Source organism: Corynebacterium tuberculostearicum, assembly GCF_013408445.1.
GTDB lineage: Bacteria > Actinomycetota > Actinomycetes > Mycobacteriales > Mycobacteriaceae > Corynebacterium > Corynebacterium tuberculostearicum.
In genome coordinates this window covers 741,723-757,438 of sequence record NZ_JACBZL010000001.1, presented here as the reverse complement: position 1 = coordinate 757,438, position 15,716 = coordinate 741,723, and the positions used below count along the sequence as shown (strand labels likewise).

At 62.1% G+C, this 15,716-nt stretch carries 14 protein-coding genes; 7 read left to right on the top strand and 7 right to left on the bottom strand.

The genetic code is table 11. The features are described 5' to 3' along the window. Positions 1 to 90 precede the first annotated feature (90 nt). The 3 genes from BJ985_RS03575 to dapF are packed head-to-tail and all read left to right on the top strand — an operon-like array spanning position 91 to position 2,452. Positions 91 to 690, top strand: a complete 600-nt coding sequence (locus tag BJ985_RS03575; RefSeq protein ID WP_179386616.1) for a hypothetical protein — start codon at positions 91 to 93, stop codon at positions 688 to 690. Then, the gene (miaA, locus tag BJ985_RS03570; RefSeq protein ID WP_179386615.1) at positions 678 to 1,586 is read left to right on the top strand and encodes a tRNA (adenosine(37)-N6)-dimethylallyltransferase MiaA; all 909 of its coding nucleotides are present in this window, start codon (positions 678 to 680) and stop codon (positions 1,584 to 1,586) included. The genes BJ985_RS03575 and miaA overlap by 13 nt, the downstream gene beginning before the upstream one ends. Positions 1,587 to 1,591: 5 nt before the next feature. Continuing rightward, on the top strand, positions 1,592 to 2,452 hold the full coding sequence (dapF, locus tag BJ985_RS03565; protein WP_179386614.1) for a diaminopimelate epimerase: 861 nt from the start codon (positions 1,592 to 1,594) through the stop codon (positions 2,450 to 2,452). 32 nt (positions 2,453 to 2,484) lie between these two features. Here dapF and BJ985_RS03560 read toward each other — a convergent pair whose 3' ends face one another. Then, positions 2,485 to 3,096: a hypothetical protein gene (locus BJ985_RS03560; protein WP_005325107.1), complete on the bottom strand. Its 612-nt coding sequence runs from the start codon at positions 3,094 to 3,096 to the stop codon at positions 2,485 to 2,487. Positions 3,097 to 3,132: 36 nt separating this feature from the next. Further along, positions 3,133 to 3,930, bottom strand: coding sequence for a hypothetical protein (locus BJ985_RS03555; protein WP_005325106.1), 798 nt, complete (start codon positions 3,928 to 3,930; stop codon positions 3,133 to 3,135). A 75-nt stretch (positions 3,931 to 4,005) separates the two neighbouring features. Here BJ985_RS03555 and hflX point away from each other — a divergent pair, with 75 nt between their 5' ends. The 3 genes from hflX (at position 4,006) to BJ985_RS03540 (ending at position 7,932) form a co-directional block, all read left to right on the top strand. After that, positions 4,006 to 5,499, top strand: a complete 1,494-nt coding sequence (gene hflX / locus BJ985_RS03550) for a GTPase HflX (protein ID WP_005325105.1) — start codon at positions 4,006 to 4,008, stop codon at positions 5,497 to 5,499. Between the two features lie 31 nt (positions 5,500 to 5,530). Then, entirely contained in the window at positions 5,531 to 6,811 is a 1,281-nt protein-coding gene (locus BJ985_RS03545; RefSeq protein WP_040425259.1) for a uracil-xanthine permease family protein, read from the top strand. A 131-nt stretch (positions 6,812 to 6,942) separates the two neighbouring features. Then, positions 6,943 to 7,932 carry an HNH endonuclease signature motif containing protein gene (locus BJ985_RS03540; protein WP_005325103.1) on the top strand — a complete coding sequence of 330 codons (990 nt, stop codon included), beginning with the start codon at positions 6,943 to 6,945 and terminating at the stop codon, positions 7,930 to 7,932. A gap of 68 nt (positions 7,933 to 8,000) precedes the next feature. Here BJ985_RS03540 and BJ985_RS03535 read toward each other — a convergent pair whose 3' ends face one another. From BJ985_RS03535 to BJ985_RS03525, 3 genes are read right to left on the bottom strand one after another with little or no spacing between them, the layout of a single operon-like run. Continuing rightward, positions 8,001 to 8,270, bottom strand: a complete 270-nt coding sequence (locus BJ985_RS03535; protein ID WP_005325102.1) for an HPr family phosphocarrier protein — start codon at positions 8,268 to 8,270, stop codon at positions 8,001 to 8,003. Positions 8,271 to 8,324: 54 nt separating this feature from the next. Then, positions 8,325 to 10,442, bottom strand: coding sequence for a PTS fructose transporter subunit IIABC (locus BJ985_RS03530; RefSeq protein ID WP_179386613.1), 2,118 nt, complete (start codon positions 10,440 to 10,442; stop codon positions 8,325 to 8,327). Positions 10,443 to 10,455: 13 nt separating this feature from the next. Then, positions 10,456 to 11,421, bottom strand: a complete 966-nt coding sequence (locus tag BJ985_RS03525) for a 1-phosphofructokinase family hexose kinase (RefSeq protein WP_005325099.1) — start codon at positions 11,419 to 11,421, stop codon at positions 10,456 to 10,458. A 197-nt stretch (positions 11,422 to 11,618) separates the two neighbouring features. Here BJ985_RS03525 and ptsP point away from each other — a divergent pair, with 197 nt between their 5' ends. After that, positions 11,619 to 13,307, top strand: coding sequence for a phosphoenolpyruvate--protein phosphotransferase (gene ptsP / locus BJ985_RS03520; protein WP_179386612.1), 1,689 nt, complete (start codon positions 11,619 to 11,621; stop codon positions 13,305 to 13,307). Between the two features lie 22 nt (positions 13,308 to 13,329). On the opposite strand, the gene sugR is transcribed toward ptsP, so the two are convergent. Both sugR and lexA read right to left on the bottom strand, forming a co-directional pair. Further along, positions 13,330 to 14,112 (bottom strand): transcriptional regulator SugR, encoded by a 783-nt coding sequence (gene sugR / locus BJ985_RS03515; RefSeq protein ID WP_005325096.1) that lies wholly within the window; start codon positions 14,110 to 14,112, stop codon positions 13,330 to 13,332. A 358-nt stretch (positions 14,113 to 14,470) separates the two neighbouring features. Continuing rightward, positions 14,471 to 15,175 carry a transcriptional repressor LexA gene (lexA, locus tag BJ985_RS03510; protein ID WP_005328592.1) on the bottom strand — a complete coding sequence of 235 codons (705 nt, stop codon included), beginning with the start codon at positions 15,173 to 15,175 and terminating at the stop codon, positions 14,471 to 14,473. Between the last annotated feature and the right edge of the window lie 541 nt (positions 15,176 to 15,716).

The window sequence follows — 15,716 nt, the reverse complement described above, 5'->3', positions numbered from 1 at the left end:
TAAAATCACTGGATACATTACCGCGAATATCCCGCGCGTGCCCAGATTCTATTTAATTACCTCCACTTGGGTAGATAGTATGGAGGAATAATGTTCAATCTCATGGTAATGCCAGCCTCACCGGCGCTGGCCGTGGAGCTTTCCTCCAATGACGCCGCCTCCCGCGCACTGCTTGCCGCTGCCCGCACCCTTGCGGTGGAAGCTGCGGCCGCCGGCATAACGCAGGTAGATATCGTCGGCAGCCAGGACAAGCGCTGGTACACCGCCCACACCGGCAGCTTAAAGGCGTGGGGTGCGGCCACGAACCTAGGCGGCGGCAATTATCTGCCCGAGATTATGGCCCGGTACGTGCTGCACAGCGTGCCGCAGCTTAACGCCCGCGCTAGCCGGGAGCGCATCGGCAAACCTGACCCAGGAGCGCTCACCATCGTCGTGGCAGATGGCAGCGCGGGCCTGACCGAGCGAGCCCCCTTGGCGCTCGTTCCCGGTGCCCAGGAAGCGCACGAGTGGTGCGAGGAGGTGCTGATGGGGGCGTCGGCAAGCAAGGCAGGCGAGTGGCTCTCCCAGCGCGGTGTGGTAGAGCCTGCACTATGGGAGGAGCTAGCAGGACTACAACCAAAGAAGGCGCAGTTGCTGGCTACCGACGCCACCCTGGGCGTCGGCCGCTACGTTGCAGGATGGGAGGTCTAATGCGCCCGATTGCAGTGTTTGGACCCACCGCTTCCGGCAAATCTGCGCTGGGGTTGGCGCTGGCGCAGGAGCTGGACGGCGAGGTGGTCAACGTCGATTCCATGCAGCTCTACCGCGGTATGGACATTGGCACCGCCAAGCTCACCCCGGCCGAGCGCGAAGGAATCCCGCACCACCAGCTTGACGTGTGGGATGTTACCAAAACCGCTTCTGTGGCGCGCTACCAGCGCGATGCCATCGCGGACGTGGAAGGCATCATGGCCCGCGGCAAGACACCAATCTTGGTCGGCGGCTCCATGCTTTATGCCCAAGCGCTTGTCGACGACTGGCAGTTCCCACCCACCGACCCCGCTGTCCGCGCCAAGTATGAAGCCCGGCGCGTAGAAATCGGTACCGATGCCCTGCACGAGGAGCTGGCGCAGGTGGATCCGGCCGCGGCCAAAATCATTGAAGATAAGGACCCGCGGCGCACCGTGCGCGCCCTGGAAGTCATCGAGTTAACCGGCAAGCCCTATAAAGCCAGCCAACCGCCGAAGGACGCCCCGCCGCGGTGGGGTACCCGTCTGCTCGGCCTGCGCACCACCGCAGACTGGCTCAATCCGCGCATCGAGCTGCGCACGCGCCAGATGTTTGAGCGCGGGCTCATCGAGGAAGTCGAGCGCCTCCAAGCTCAGGGCTTGGTGGCCGATTCCACGGCCGGGCGTGCCATAGGCTATGCGCAGGTATTCCAAGCCCAGCGCGGCGAACTTACGTGGGATGAGGCCGTCGAGCGCACAATTACCGGGACACGGCGCTACGTGCGCCGCCAACGTTCCTGGTTCAACCGGGACAAGCGCATCACGTGGTTGGATGCCGCGGGCGATACGACCGCCCAGGCGCTGCGCGCGCTAGGGTAGGGAGCATGAAATTTGCCAAGGGTCATGGAACTGAGAACGACTTTGTCATCGTCGAAGACCACGCGGCCGCCACGCCGCTTGCCCCCGAGCGCGTAGCGGCGCTGTGCGGTCGCCGCGCCGGTATTGGCGGCGACGGATTGCTGCGCGTCGTGCGCGCTGAGGCGTTGCTCGCGGCCGGGGAAGTCGAGGCGCTGGCCGAGGGCATCGCGCCCACTGACTGGTTCATGGACTATCGCAACGCCGACGGCTCCGTGGCCGAAATGTGCGGCAACGGCACCCGCGTTTTCGCCCACTGGCTGCGCTCGCGCGGCCTCGTGGAAGAAGACGAGTTCACCATCGGTACCCGCGCCGGCGCCAAGCGCGTGACGGTGCACTCGTGCGATGAGCACGCGGCCGAGGTCACCGTGGAGATGGGACCGGCCGAAGTAACGGGTGTATCCACTGCGTCCATGGCCGGGGAGAGCTACGCCGGTCTAGGCGTTGACATGGGCAACCCCCACCTCGCGGCCGTGGTGCCGGGGCTGGACGCCGAGGGCCTTGCGGCCAAGACTTTCGAGCAGCCAGTCATCGATGAAGCCTTCTTCCCAGCCGGCGTGAATGTTGAGGTCGTGACCCCTCTGCGCGATGGCCACGTGCACATGCGCGTCTTTGAGCGCGGGGTAGGAGAGACCCGCTCTTGCGGCACCGGCACCGTGGCGGCCGCGACCGCCGCGCTTGCCGACGCCGCCGTTGACCACACCACCACCCCTCACGGCACCGTGCACGTACACGTTCCCGGCGGGGAAGTGACGGTGGACATCTACGAGGGTGGCTCGCGCCTGACCGGCCCGTCGGCGATCGTCGCCACCGGCGAGACCTCCCTTTAGACCGCGTCGGGCCCGGCGCGCGCGGTGAGTGCTTAGGCGCTGCGCCCTTCGTTTTCCTCTTCCTCGAACGCTTGCTCTTCTAGGGCTTGGCGGCGCAGGGCGCGATTTTTTACTTCGTTCTTTTCATACTTCGGCCCGAGCGCAAAGGCGGCGCGGCGGGCCGATAGCCAGGTTTCCTTGAGCTCGCGGGCTCGTTCATCTGTCACCTTGAGCAAGGATTCCAGCTCGTTGGTGCTGACCTCTTCTGCGTTGACGCGCAGGTTCAATCGGCGCAGGAACCGTCGCGCGCCCGAAATCTCATAGTGGAAGGCTTCGATGGTGGGGTCGGAGCAATCCAGATCTAAAAGCGCCGGCCGGTAGAGCGTGCGGTCCGCGATCTTCTCGGCCGCCTCGGAGGACCGGAAGTCTTCGTACTCCGCCAAGACGTCCTCAATATCTTCGGCCGAGAGCCGAATAGAGCTGCGCAGCGCCGCCTGCTCCGAGGCGTCCGGCCGGGTGTGGAGCATAAGCAGCGCCGCCGCGATAAGTAGTGCCGCGATGAAAACCCCGGGAAGTTTTAGGGTTGCCACAACCGCCACTGATCCCACCAGGATCAGCGCGAGAACCAGCACCCGCCGGTTTCTCGCATTTTCCGGGAAAGGCATCCACACAGCTATTCCACCAGACCTTTGCGTCAGTTCTTAATGGCCGCCGCAGCCGCAGCCACCAGAGCCACAACCGCAGCCAGCGCCGTCGCCGCAGCCACCGCTGGGCATTTCAATAGAAGCCGTCAGCAGGGCGGTGCCGGCCACGATAGAGTCCTTGGCCGGTAGCTCGTCGCCCCCTGCAGGCAGGCAGAGATCGAAGGGGAAGAGGCCATCCATGACGAGGTGGGCGAATTTCTCGCCGGTTAGCTCATTGGTACGCCACTCGGATTCCATGACGCGGGCCGCAAAAGTAGCGGCTGGGGTAGGAACCTCCGCGCCAGAGCCGGAGGAAATAACCTTTGCTCCTGCGGACTCGAAGAGCGCCGGGAATTCGCCCTCGGCCGCCTCGTAGGCATCTGCCGACTCGTAGGTGCGGACATCAAGGCCCATGGCGGTGAGGGAGATTTGCTGCCATTGCTGCAAGGGTTCGTCGGCAAGCAAAGGCCCCTGCGCCAGGTTCGCGGTGGCCTGGGCGATGGTGGTGCCGAAAGGATCGATGATTTCCAGCAGGGCGAGAACATCGTTGACCATCTCTACGTGGGCGAACCCTTGCGTAACCGCATTGAAGCCAATGTAGGTAGCAAAAGGTTCCACCGCGAGAATATTGAGCTGCGCGCCCGATGGATCGGTGAACTGAATCAGCTGACCACCGCGTACCTCACCGGTAACGGCCAAGCGATCGCTAGCGATGGCGGCCTCGACGGCGTCCTGCCAGCGTTCGAAATTGAGGCCAATGGCCTGCATCTCGGTATTCTGCTTCACCCCAGTGTCCTTAACGTTCATGCCCGCCATTGTATCGCCTTGTGCAGCCAGCTAAGAATCCGCAATTCCCGCTTTCGGCCGCAACGTGCCAAAATGAGAGGTAGTATGACCGAATTTTCCCAGCACAATAACGACGATCTCCTCGCCCGCGCGTTCCGCGATAACGACGCCCCGGCCGCACCAGAGGCGACGCCCACCACCGGTGACCTTGACCTGGCAGAGCGTAACGCCTTCCGTCGCGTTACCCGTGAGACCACCATCCGCGCTGAGGACACCACCGATGGCTACGAGGTGGAGTACCGAAAGCTGCGCCTCGAGCGCGTCATTCTGGTTGGCGTGTGGACCGAAGGGACCGTGGCCGAAGTCGAAGCCACCATGGACGAGCTTGCAGCGCTGACCGAGACCGCCGGCGCCGAAGTAGTAGAGATGATCTACCAAAAGCGCGATAAGCCGGATTCCGGCACCTTCATTGGCTCCGGCAAGGTCAAGGAATTGCGCGATATCGTCGAGGCCACCGGCGCCGATACCGTGGTGTGCGATGGCGAGCTCAACCCCGGCCAGCTCACCGCACTCGAGCGTGCGCTCAACACCAAGGTCATTGACCGCACCATGCTCATCCTTGACATCTTTGCCCAGCATGCGAAATCAAAAGAGGGTAAGGCCCAAGTCTCCTTGGCGCAGTTGGAATACCTGTATACGCATACCCGTGGTTGGGGCGGCAACCTTTCGCGCCAGGCGGGCGGCCGCGCCGGCTCCAACGGCGGCGTGGGCCTGCGTGGTCCCGGTGAGACCAAGATCGAGACGGATCGTCGCCGCATCCGCACGGAGATGGCCCGGTTGCGCAAGGAGCTGCGCGCTATGAAGACCGCCCGTGAGGTCAAGCGTTCCAAGCGCCAGCGCTCAACCATCGCGCAGATAGCTATTGCCGGCTACACCAATGCTGGAAAATCCTCGCTCATCAACGCCATGACCGGCGCCGGCGTGCTGGTGGAAGACGCACTTTTTGCCACGTTGGACCCCACCACTCGCCGTGCCACGCTTGCCGACGGCCGCCAGGTCGTCTTCACCGACACCGTCGGCTTTGTCCGCCACCTGCCCACGCAGCTGGTCGAGGCGTTCAAATCCACCCTGGAAGAGGTGCTGGCCGCCGATATTATGTTGCACGTGGTCGATGGCTCTGACCCCTTCCCGCTCAAGCAGATTGAGGCCGTCAACCAGGTCATTTATGACATTGTGTCCGAAACCGGCGAGCAGGCCCCGCCCGAGATCATCGTGATCAATAAGATCGACCAGGCCGACCCGCTGGTGCTCGCCGAGCTGCGTCACGTACTCGACCACGAGGACGTAGTCTACGTATCCGCGCGCACGGGCGAGGGAATCGACGAACTTACCGCGCGCGTGGAGCTTTTCCTCAACTCCCGCGACAGCCACGTCAAGCTGCAGGTTCCCTTCACCCGCGGCGATGTGGTGGCCCGCGTACATGCCGAGGGCACGGTGCGCCACGAGGAGTACACGGCTGATGGCACGCTTGTCGACGTCCGCCTTCCCGCACCCACCGCCCGCGAACTCGCCGAATTCATCGTGGAGGAAGTTTCCTAAAACCACCCCGGGTGATCCATAATTAAGGCTCGTGAGCTTAAAAGGTTGGACCGTCCACGGAGACGGTAAAAGGATTGCACCGGGCGCGGTCGTGGCGCCGGAAGAACGACTCAGCTGGGGCCGAACCATCGGCATCGGAATGCAGCACGTGGTGGCCATGTTCGGCGCTACGCTTTTGGTTCCCACCTTGACCGGATTCCCCGTCAATACGACGCTGCTCTTTTCCGGCCTTGGCACAATTTTGTTCCTGCTTATTACGCGCAACCGGCTGCCGTCCTACCTCGGCTCCTCGTTCGCGTTCATTGCACCTCTTTCGGCGTCGCAGCAGTATGGCATCGCCGCGCAAGCGGGCTCCATTTTGGTCACCGGCCTCGTCTTGGCCGCGGTGGGTGTGGCAGTCAAAATCGCCGGCCGCCGCGTCCTGGACGCCGTCATGCCGCCGGCCGTGACCGGTGCGATCGTGGCCCTCATCGGGCTCAACCTGGCGCCGAATGCGGCCGAGAACTTCGCCTCCCAGCCGCTCGTGGCCGCCGTGACGCTACTCGTCATCCTGCTGGCCACCGTCGCCGGCCGCGGCATGGTCTCGCGCCTGTCCATCTTGCTCGGCGTGGTCGTCGGCTGGGTCTTCGCTGCGCTGACCGGCAACCTCGGCGATGACGCCGTGGCGGCGATCGATGCCGCCCCGTGGGTGGGCCTGCCGGAATTCCACGCGCCTTCCTTCAACGTCTCCGCCATTGCCGTGGCACTTCCTGTACTGGTAGTTCTCATCGCGGAAAACGTCGGCCACGTCAAGGCCGTCTCCGAGATGACAAAGCGCGATCTCGATGACCTGGCCGGTGACGCTCTGATCGCCGATGGCCTCGCGTCTACCCTTGCCGGCGGCTTTGGCGGCTCCGGTACCACGACCTACGCCGAAAATATCGGCGTGATGGCCGCAACGCGCGTGTATTCCACCGCCGCCTACTGGGTAGCAGCCTTTACCGCCATCCTTTTGGCCTTCGTGCCGAAGTTTGGTGCGCTGATTTTCACCATCCCGACCGGCGTCCTGGGCGGTGCCTGCATCGTGCTGTATGGACTCATCGGCATGCTAGGTGTGCGCATCTGGATGGATAATAAGGTTAATTTCAATAACCCGGTCAACCTGACTGCGGCCGCGGTGGCGCTTATCGCGGGCATCGGCAACCTGACCCTCACCGTGGGCGGGGTCTCCCTCGAGGGCATTGCGTGGGGCTCGGTAGGCATCATCGTGGCCTATCCGATTATGAAGAAGCTCTACGATTCCGTCGGCGAGGGTCACGGCGCCAAGTACTAAATTTCCACCTGTGGATAACTGCCCGTCGCGCGCCCGCGGCGGGCAGTGTTGTTGACGGGCCAACGCGGGTTATCCACAGCGGGCCGATATGCGGCTCGCGAAGGCGTGCGGGGGCTATTTTACTTAGCGGCATGACCGCATTGGACGCATACTTAAACGCAGTGAACGCCGGCATGGACATTGTCGCCGCCGTTCAGGGGCTCAGCGATCGTGAGCTGATCGCGCGGGGCGCCTCCGACATCGCCGCGCGCGACCTGCTGCGTCTATGCGATACCTATTTCGGCCGGTGCGGCTTTGCTGCCAAACAGCGAGCGGCGCGGCAGACTAGGCATTCCCTCGACGTGCTACTGCTGATTGAAAAATACGCCTTGCGCTTGCCGACGCAGCGCGATGCCTGGACACTACGCACCGAACTGTGTGCCTTTCGCGGCAGCGCCACCGCCCTAGAAAAGCGCGCCCGCGCCTTGGTACGCGAACTGCGACCGCGCCGTACGCCCGAAAAGGGAGTGCGCATCACCCGCCGCTCCGGCGGCCCTTGGTCACTGACCATTACCGGGGATTCGGCCGATGTGGCGGATATGCACGCTGCATTGGATGCCAATAAGCCCCTGGAATCTGCCAAAGAACTCTTCTTTGGCAAGGCGGATGCGACGCGAGCGACGGTGACGACGCAGGTGGTTCTCACCCTTGATGAACTCGACCGAATAGTCGACGGCGGCGGGGAGGAAATCACCCTCCAACTCACCAATGGCGCTCGAATCACCGGAGCGGAGCTTGTCGCGCGGACACTGAGCGATCACGGCTATGTCACGCTCGTCCATCCCCACGAGGGGCCGGTCAACCTCTACCGGACCTCGCGCGTGGCCAACGACAAGCAGCGGCTCATGGCGGCTGCGGTCAACCCGGTATGCCCGTGGGAGAGCTGTAACTACCCCGCCGACAAGTGCCAGATTCACCACCTCAAAGCCTGGAAGCATGGCGGCGAGACCAACGCTGCGAACCTTGCGACCTGCTGTCCGTATCACAATGGCGTCAATGACGATGACCCCAACGCCCCGCCGCGCCGTGGCCGGCTAGCCCGGGTGCGCGGGCAGGTGAGGTGGGTGCCACCGTGGGGATAGGTGGCGTCGGCAAGCGAAAAGCTCCCTACCGCAAGGGTGGGGAGCCTAAAGTGGAACCGTTTTAGGACTTAGGAAGCGTCCAGGTCCTTCTCGATAAGAGCAGCAATCTTTTCCACTGCTTCTTCGTTTTCGGAGGTGACGGTAACCTCATCGCCCTGTTCTGCGCCAAGAGCCATGATCATCAGGGAAGAGGCCGCATCGGTCTCATCCTCATCATCGTCGCCGACCAGGTTGAGGAAGATATCCTCATCGAACTCGCCGGCAGCGTCCGCGATAATAGATGCAGGACGTGCGTGCAGGCCTACAGAGGAGCCAACCTTTACAGTCTTGGAAGCCATGGAAAATATCCTTTCTTACGGGGATTTTTACAATCTAGTGTACGAGTGTTTGGTTTATGCTGCCACGTTCTGGGCGGCTTCTTCGGCGGCCTTGTTAGGCCAGAACTGCTTCATCGCCAGTACTGCCGCAGTCGAGACAACCACGCCGGCCGCAATGGCCACGAGGTAGCCCCAGAACGGGTCGATGGCGAAGAAGACGAACACGCCGCCGTGTGGGGCGCGGGAACCGACCGAAAGGGCCATCGAAATCGCGCCCGTCACCGCGCCGCCGGCCATCATCGAAGGGATGACGCGGAACGGATCGGCCGCCGCAAACGGGATGGCGCCCTCCGAGACGAAGGACAGACCCAGCAGCCAGGCAGACTTGCCGTTCTCCTGCTCGGCCGGGGTAAACAGCGACTTGCGGATAAACGTAGCCAGCGACAGCGCAATTGGTGCGACCATGCCGGACGCCATGACGGCGGCCATGATCTGCATGGAGGATTCGTCACCGGTAGACAGTCCGGCCGTGGCGAAGAGGTAGGCCGCCTTATTGACTGGGCCGCCCAGGTCGAAGCACATCATCAGGCCGAGAATGATGCCCAGCAATACAGCCGAAGAACCGGACATGGACGATAGCCAATTTTGCAGGCCCTCCATGATGGCTGCCAACGGTGCACCCAGCAGCAGGTACATTGCGAGGCCGACGATTAGAGAGGTCAGCAGCGGGATAATAACAACCGGCATGAGCGAGCCTAGCCAACGCGGTACCTTCCAGTTGCCAATCCACATCGCGATGAAGCCTGCCAGCAGGCCAGTAACCAGGCCGCCGATGAATCCAGCGCCCAAGATAACGGCGATGGCGCCGCCAGCGAAGCCCGGAGCAATGCCCGGACGACCGGCCAGCGCAAAGGCGATGTAGCCCGACAGCGCGGCGACGATGAAGCCCATTGCTGCTTGGCCTATAGCGAAGAGAACTGCGCCAAGGTAGAGCAGCAGGCCGGAGCGCTCGAAGTGCATGAGTTCGCCGTCAATGGTCACGTCGTGGCCGGGGAGGTTGCCGAGCGAAAAGTCCGTCGATAGTGCCTGCCAGCCGTTGGCCATATCGGCGCCGCCGAAAAGGAAGCCCAGGGCGAGCAGCAGGCCGCCGGCCGCGACGAACGGGACCATATAGGACACGCCGGTCATAATTGCCTGTTGGATGCGCTTGCCCCAACCGAGAGACTGACCTTCTTCTTCCGCGTCGGCGCGGGTAGCGGTGCCAGAGACCTTGTGGGTGTGCGGGTTGTGAGCGGCAGCGACGGCCTCGTCGAGCATGGTGCCGGGCTCATTGATGGCGCGTTTGACGCCGGATTCGATTACCGGCTTGCCGGCGAAGCGTTCGCGGTCGCGCACGCCGACGTCCGTGGCGAAGATGACCGCATCGGCCGCGTCGATCGTGGATTGGGAGACAGACTCATTATTAGACGAGCCCTGCGTCTCAACGGTCAGAGATACGTCATCGCGCTCGGCCGCGGTTTGGGTGAGGGCGTCGGCCGCCATGTAGGTGTGGGCGATGCCGGTGGGGCAGGCGGTGATGGCCACGATGCGGGTGACATCGGCCAAAGGCTCTGCGCTGGCAGGGGTTGCGGCCGAGGGCGCGGCGGCGGAGGAGCCGGCGGCACCGGCACCGGTTGCGGCAGTGCCGGCAGCAGCGCCCTGGGCGGCTGGGTCTTCGACTGGCTTCTTCTTCGGCTTTTCGGCATTGACAACGTCCAGCACAAGCCGAACGATTTCCTCCTTGGTGGGGGCGTTGCGCAGGGACTCGAGGAAGTCCTTGCGCACTAGAGCGCGGGCCAACTTGGACAAAATCTTCAAGTGGGCTTTGCCGCCGCCGGCCGGGGCCGCGATGAGGAAGACGAGCTGAGCGTCGCCGTCGGGGCCGGAGAAATCCACGCCGCGGCTCAGGCGGGCGAATGCGAGGGTAGGTTCGGTCACGGCCTCGGAGCGGCAGTGCGGAATGGCGACTCCGCCAGGGACGCCGGTACCGGCCTTGGCCTCGCGGTCGATGGTGGGCTGTGCCAAACCGGCGATGTCGGTGGCTCGGCCGGTGTCATGGACTAGCGTGGCCAGGTTAGTGATGACGGAGTCAACGCTGTCGCCGAAGTCAGCGTCGAGCGCGACTAGGTCGGTAGTGATGAGGTCGGAAGCCATGATTAGGCACTCCTTAGGCTAGCGAGTTTACGAGGGTATGTGCGATATCGAGTTCTTCTGGGCGAGGGAATTGGGTGCCTTGTTTGGATGCAGCCGCAGTTCCGTAGGCCACCGACTGCGCGAGGCTATCGGCCGGCGACTTACCGGTGGTGCGGCCGAGGAGGTATCCGGCGAGCGCGGCGTCACCGGCGCCTACGGTGGATTTCACCGTTGCTGGCGGTGGAGTTGCAGCCCAAGCGCCATCCGCGGTAACCAGCACCGCGCCGGCACCGCCAAGGGTGACGAGTACTTCTGCGATGCCCTGCTTGACGACGTCCCGGGCCGCCCGAACAACCCCCGAGTACTCGCCGCGTGCGGCCTGGTTTTCTAGTTCGCGGCCGTCGGTTCCGGTGAGCTGGCCGAGCTCTAGGCCGTTCGGCTTAATGAGATCCGGCGCAGCAGAATTGAGGCTTTCGCCAATGGCCTGCATTGGGGCATCTGACGTATCGACGGCAATGCGAGCCTGTGGTGCGGCCGCGCGGACCGCGGAGATGAGGTCGCAATACCAATCGGTGTTAACGCCACGCGGCAGGGAGCCGGCTAGGACCACCCAGTCGGAGGCAAGGGCGCGGGCGGTGAGCTCGGAGGTAATGGCGCGGGAGTCGGCGTCGGAAAGCGCAGGGCCTGGGCCGTTGACCTTGGTGGTAGTGCCATCAGGCTCTGTGATGGTGGTATTGACGCGAACTGCGCCGTCCATGGGGATTGCAGAGGAAGGCAGCCCGGCCGAGTGGATGAGATTTAGGAATGAATCGGAGTCGTGGGCCGGGAAAAGAGCCAAGGATTGCTCGCCGGCCAAGTGCACGGCATGGGTGACGTTTACACCCTTGCCGCCAGCAACCTGGGTGACCTCGCTGGCCCGGTGGACATCACCGGAGGTCAATGGCTCGCTGAGCACAAGGGTGGCGTCGATACTGGGATTGGGGGTCAGCGTGAGAATCAAGTTGTCCCTTTCGCAGGTTGTATATTGGGGCCGAACGCCGTTGGGGAGAACCTCGCGGGCATGGCCCGCCCTTAATGTTGATTCTTGTCCGATTGTGTCCGAAAGTCAACAGAATTTCTGTGGTATACATTGCTTTTCTATCCGATTTGTGGTGTTCTGGAAGTTAATAAACCGCTATCTTCGAAGGAAGTACGCTCATGGAAAACGCGTCTGAGTCCACAATCAAAGGAACCGGTGTCGTTGCCGGAGTCGCCTACGCCGAAGCCGTGTGGGTCCGCCCTCGCCCGGCCCTGCCTACCGAGGGAAGCATTGACCCAGAGCAAGTGAGCGATTCTGAGTATGACCGCTTCCTTGCGGCCGTGGATACTGTCGCTGGCCGCTTGGAGCAGCGGGCTGCTGCCGCGGAAGGCCAGGCAGCTGAAGTTCTGACGGCAACGGCCGGCATGGTTAAGGACCGTGGTTGGCATAAGGCGGTGCGCAAGAATATCCGCACTGGCCGGGACGCGGAATTCGCTACTGTCGGTGCCACCGATAAGTTTGTCACCATGTTCGAGGCCGCCGGCGGCGTGATGGCCGAGCGCACCACTGACTTGAAGGACGTGCGCGACCGCGTAATCGCAGAGCTGCGCGGCGAGGACGAGCCGGGCCTGCCGCTCGTAGACGGCGAGGCCGTGCTGTTCGCGGACGATTTGGCCCCGGCCGATACCGCGACGCTGGATACCAAGCACATCAAGGCCCTTGTTACCGAACTTGGTGGACCTACCAGCCATACGGCCATCATCGCCCGTCAGTTGGATATTCCGTGCATCGTTGCTGTAGGTGCCGCGCTGAGCGATATTGAAAGCGGCACGCTGGTATTTGTCGATGGCGCAGTGGGCGCCGTCACCCTTGGGGCCGACGAAGAGGCTTCCAGAAAGGCTGTGGCCGAGTATCGCGAGCGGGCGGCACGCGTTGCTCAGTGGCGCGGCCCGGCGGAAACCAAAGATGGCCACCGCGTGCAGCTGCTTGCCAACGTCGCTGATGGCAACGCCGCCCGCATTGCTTCGGATTCTCAGGCAGAGGGCATTGGTCTGTACCGCACGGAGCTGTCGTTCCTCTCGGCCAGTGAAGAGCCCAGCGTTGACGAGCAGGCAAAGATTTACGGCAAGGTCTTTAATGCCTTCCCTGAATCCAAGGTTGTCGTGCATACGTTGGATGCTGGCTCCGATAAGCCCATTTCCTATGCCACGCTGAGCTCCGAAGAAAACCCGGCATTGGGCGTTCGTGGTCTGCGTATTGCACGCGATAATGAGGCTTTGCTGACCCGCCAGCTGGATGCGATTGCCCAGGCGGCTGCGGCTCGCGATGACAAAGCCTCTACCTGGGTGATGGCTCCTATGGTTGCCACCTCTACCGAGGCCCAGTGGTTTGCTAGCCTGTGCCGCGAGCGCGGCCTGACTGCCGGCGCCATGATTGAGGTTCCGGCCGCAGCGCTCATGGCGGATAAAATCATGCCGCACCTTGATTTCGTGTCCATCGGCACTAATGACCTGACTCAGTACACTATGGCCGCGGACCGCCTGTCGCCTCAGCTGGCCTACCTGACCGACCCGTGGCAGCCGGCTGTGCTGCGGCTCATTCAGCACACCTGCATCGTGGGCCAGGCCAATAACGTTGCGGTAGGCGTGTGCGGTGAGGCGGCAGCCGACCCGATGCTGGCCTGCGTACTTACCGGCTTGGGTGTGAATTCGCTATCCGCAGCGTCGACCGCAGTTGCGGGCGTCGGTGCGCAGCTGGCAGAGGTTACCCTGGAACAGTGCCAGCAGCTTTCCGAGGTGGCACTGGATGCGGAAAGCCCTGACGCTGCCCGTACCGCAGTGGTCGAGCGCATGGAGTCCTTCGCCTAAATTTGGCGAAGGATCGGGGGGACTATTCGCTGGCGAGCACGACCTCAATCTCGCGCTCGCGCAGCGCCTCCACGAAGGAATCGGGGGCAGCGGCGTCAGTGATGACGACGTCGATATCGGCGGCAGAGGCGAAACTTACCAAGTAATCATTGCCCAGCTTGCTGGAGTCACACATGACCACTACTTTGTGGGCATTGGTGACGAAGGCGGATTTGATGGCTGCCTCTTGGGAGTCGGCCGTCGACAAGCCATGGTCCAGGGTAAGGGCATTGGTACCGATAAAGGCGACGTCGGCACGCATCATAGCCAGGGTGCGCAGTGCGGTATCGCCAACGACGGCTTGGGTAATCGCGCGGACCGTACCGCCAAGTAGCTGGACGTCGGGCACGCCATTGCCTGCAAGAGACAGCGCAATAGGCAGGCTATTGGAGACAATATTAAACTGCGCCTGCGGGTATTGCTGTCCAATGAGCTCCGCGAACGCGTTAATGGTGGTGCCTGCGTCCAAGAAAATGCTGCCGCCGCCCTGGGGAAGAAAATCTAGGGCCGCGCGGGCGATAGCCGCTTTTGCGCCGGAGGCGGACCGCTGGCGGGTATCCAGGGTAAGCTCCGCGGTCTGGAAAGATTGGGAGGCTACTGCGCCGCCATGCACGCGATGGACGACGCCCTCACGGTCGAGCACCGCAAGGTCGCGGCGGATGGTCTCGGCCGTAACTTCGAAGCGTTCCGAGAGCTCAGTGACGTTGACGCGGCCTTCAACGGCGGTGAGGGAAGCAATTTGGCGACGCCGCTCTTCTGCGTACATGATTCCTCCTTGAATCTAGAGACATCGCGTCATGTAGTGGGGGTAAAAGTTGCCACTTTATGCGGAAGTGAAAATCCGGCGATGTTGTTTTGCTTAGTCCATTGTCTCAAAAATCGGGAATAAACGGACTAAAGCAAAAATTTGCACGGCTGCATTCTATATCCGGTGCGCTGAAGTACCTGGTCAGAGGGAAAAGTGGGAAAGTGGGATTTTCGTCTCTTTTGGTGTCCGGGTCCGAAATGGAGCCAAATGGGGGTGGCAGGAAACGGGCCGCTTCAACGAAGGGTGTACATAGATAGACCCCGCAAGGGCCAATCGAGGACCTCGCGGGGCTATAGAATCTGTGTCAGGCTGGTGACTAAAGCTTACGGAATACGGATACAACCTTGCCCATGATCTCCGCATCATCGCCGTTGATGGGAGCGTAGGCATCGTTGTGGGGGAGCAACCACACGCCAGAGGAATCGCGGTGGAATTCCTTAACGGTAGCTTCAGCACCATCGAGCAGCGCTGCAACGAACTCGCCCTCTTCTGCAACTGACTGGGAGCGAATGATTACCCAGTCGCCGTCAAGAATGCCGGCATCCTGCATCGAGTCGCCGACCACTTGCAGCATATAAAGGTCGCCGCCACCGACTACCTCATCGGGCATCGGAAAGTAAGTGTCTACGTTTTCTTCCGCGGTAATGGGCGCACCCGCTGCGATTCGGCCAACCACAGGAATGTAGGAAACCGCACCTGCCTCTGCGGGAACCTGCTGTTCGGGCTTAGCCGGTTTGCGGCCCGGCTTCTTGGCGCCATCGTCGGTATTTAGGTGTCGAACATCTACGGCTCGCGGCTTATTTGGGTCACGGCGCAAGAAGCCCTTTTCTTCCAATTGCTTTAGCTGGTAGGCAACAGAGGAGGTGGACTGCAAGCCTGCTGCGTCACCAATTTCGCGGATGCTTGGTGGGTAACCACGCAGCATGACGGCGTCACTAATGACGTTAAGAATTCGTCGCTGGCGGTCAGACAGGGAAGCGTAGTCGGTCTTCTCGGTGGTCTTCTTTGGCTTGCGGCCCATTGCTGGCTCCTCGGAGGGGATCGGCTGGATTTATCGGTGGTCTGTTAGCTGGCGGCGCTGAAAAGTTGCCACACGTCATTTGTAGCACGAAAAGTACAGATGTTCGAGATTTGCGTGTTGGGGTGGACACGTATTCGAAGCGATGCTATAAATCGAACGTACCAACTAAATCGAACAATATGGCGACTGGGTGTCATGACGTGTCGCATGAGGCGCCTACGGTGGGTTCAGTCGTCGAAAGGAAAGTTATGTCTCTGCTGATCAATTCTCGCAATAACCTGGTAACTCGCAAAGCTTCCGAACCTGTAGTGGTGCCTTCTGCGTCCGTGTGGGATGTGGAGCGCGGCTACGGTTCTGCGGCCCGCGGCACCGAAAGCTCTCGGTATGTTCGAACCCTACGTGTGGAAGATCGCACGACCTATCGTTCGAACCGTACGTCGGCCGGAGGCTCTGGGAACAGATCGAATAGGGGACGAAACAGTGTGGGTGAGTCGAACACAGGTAACTACGCATTGGGTGCAGTGTTTGGTGTCGCGGTCTT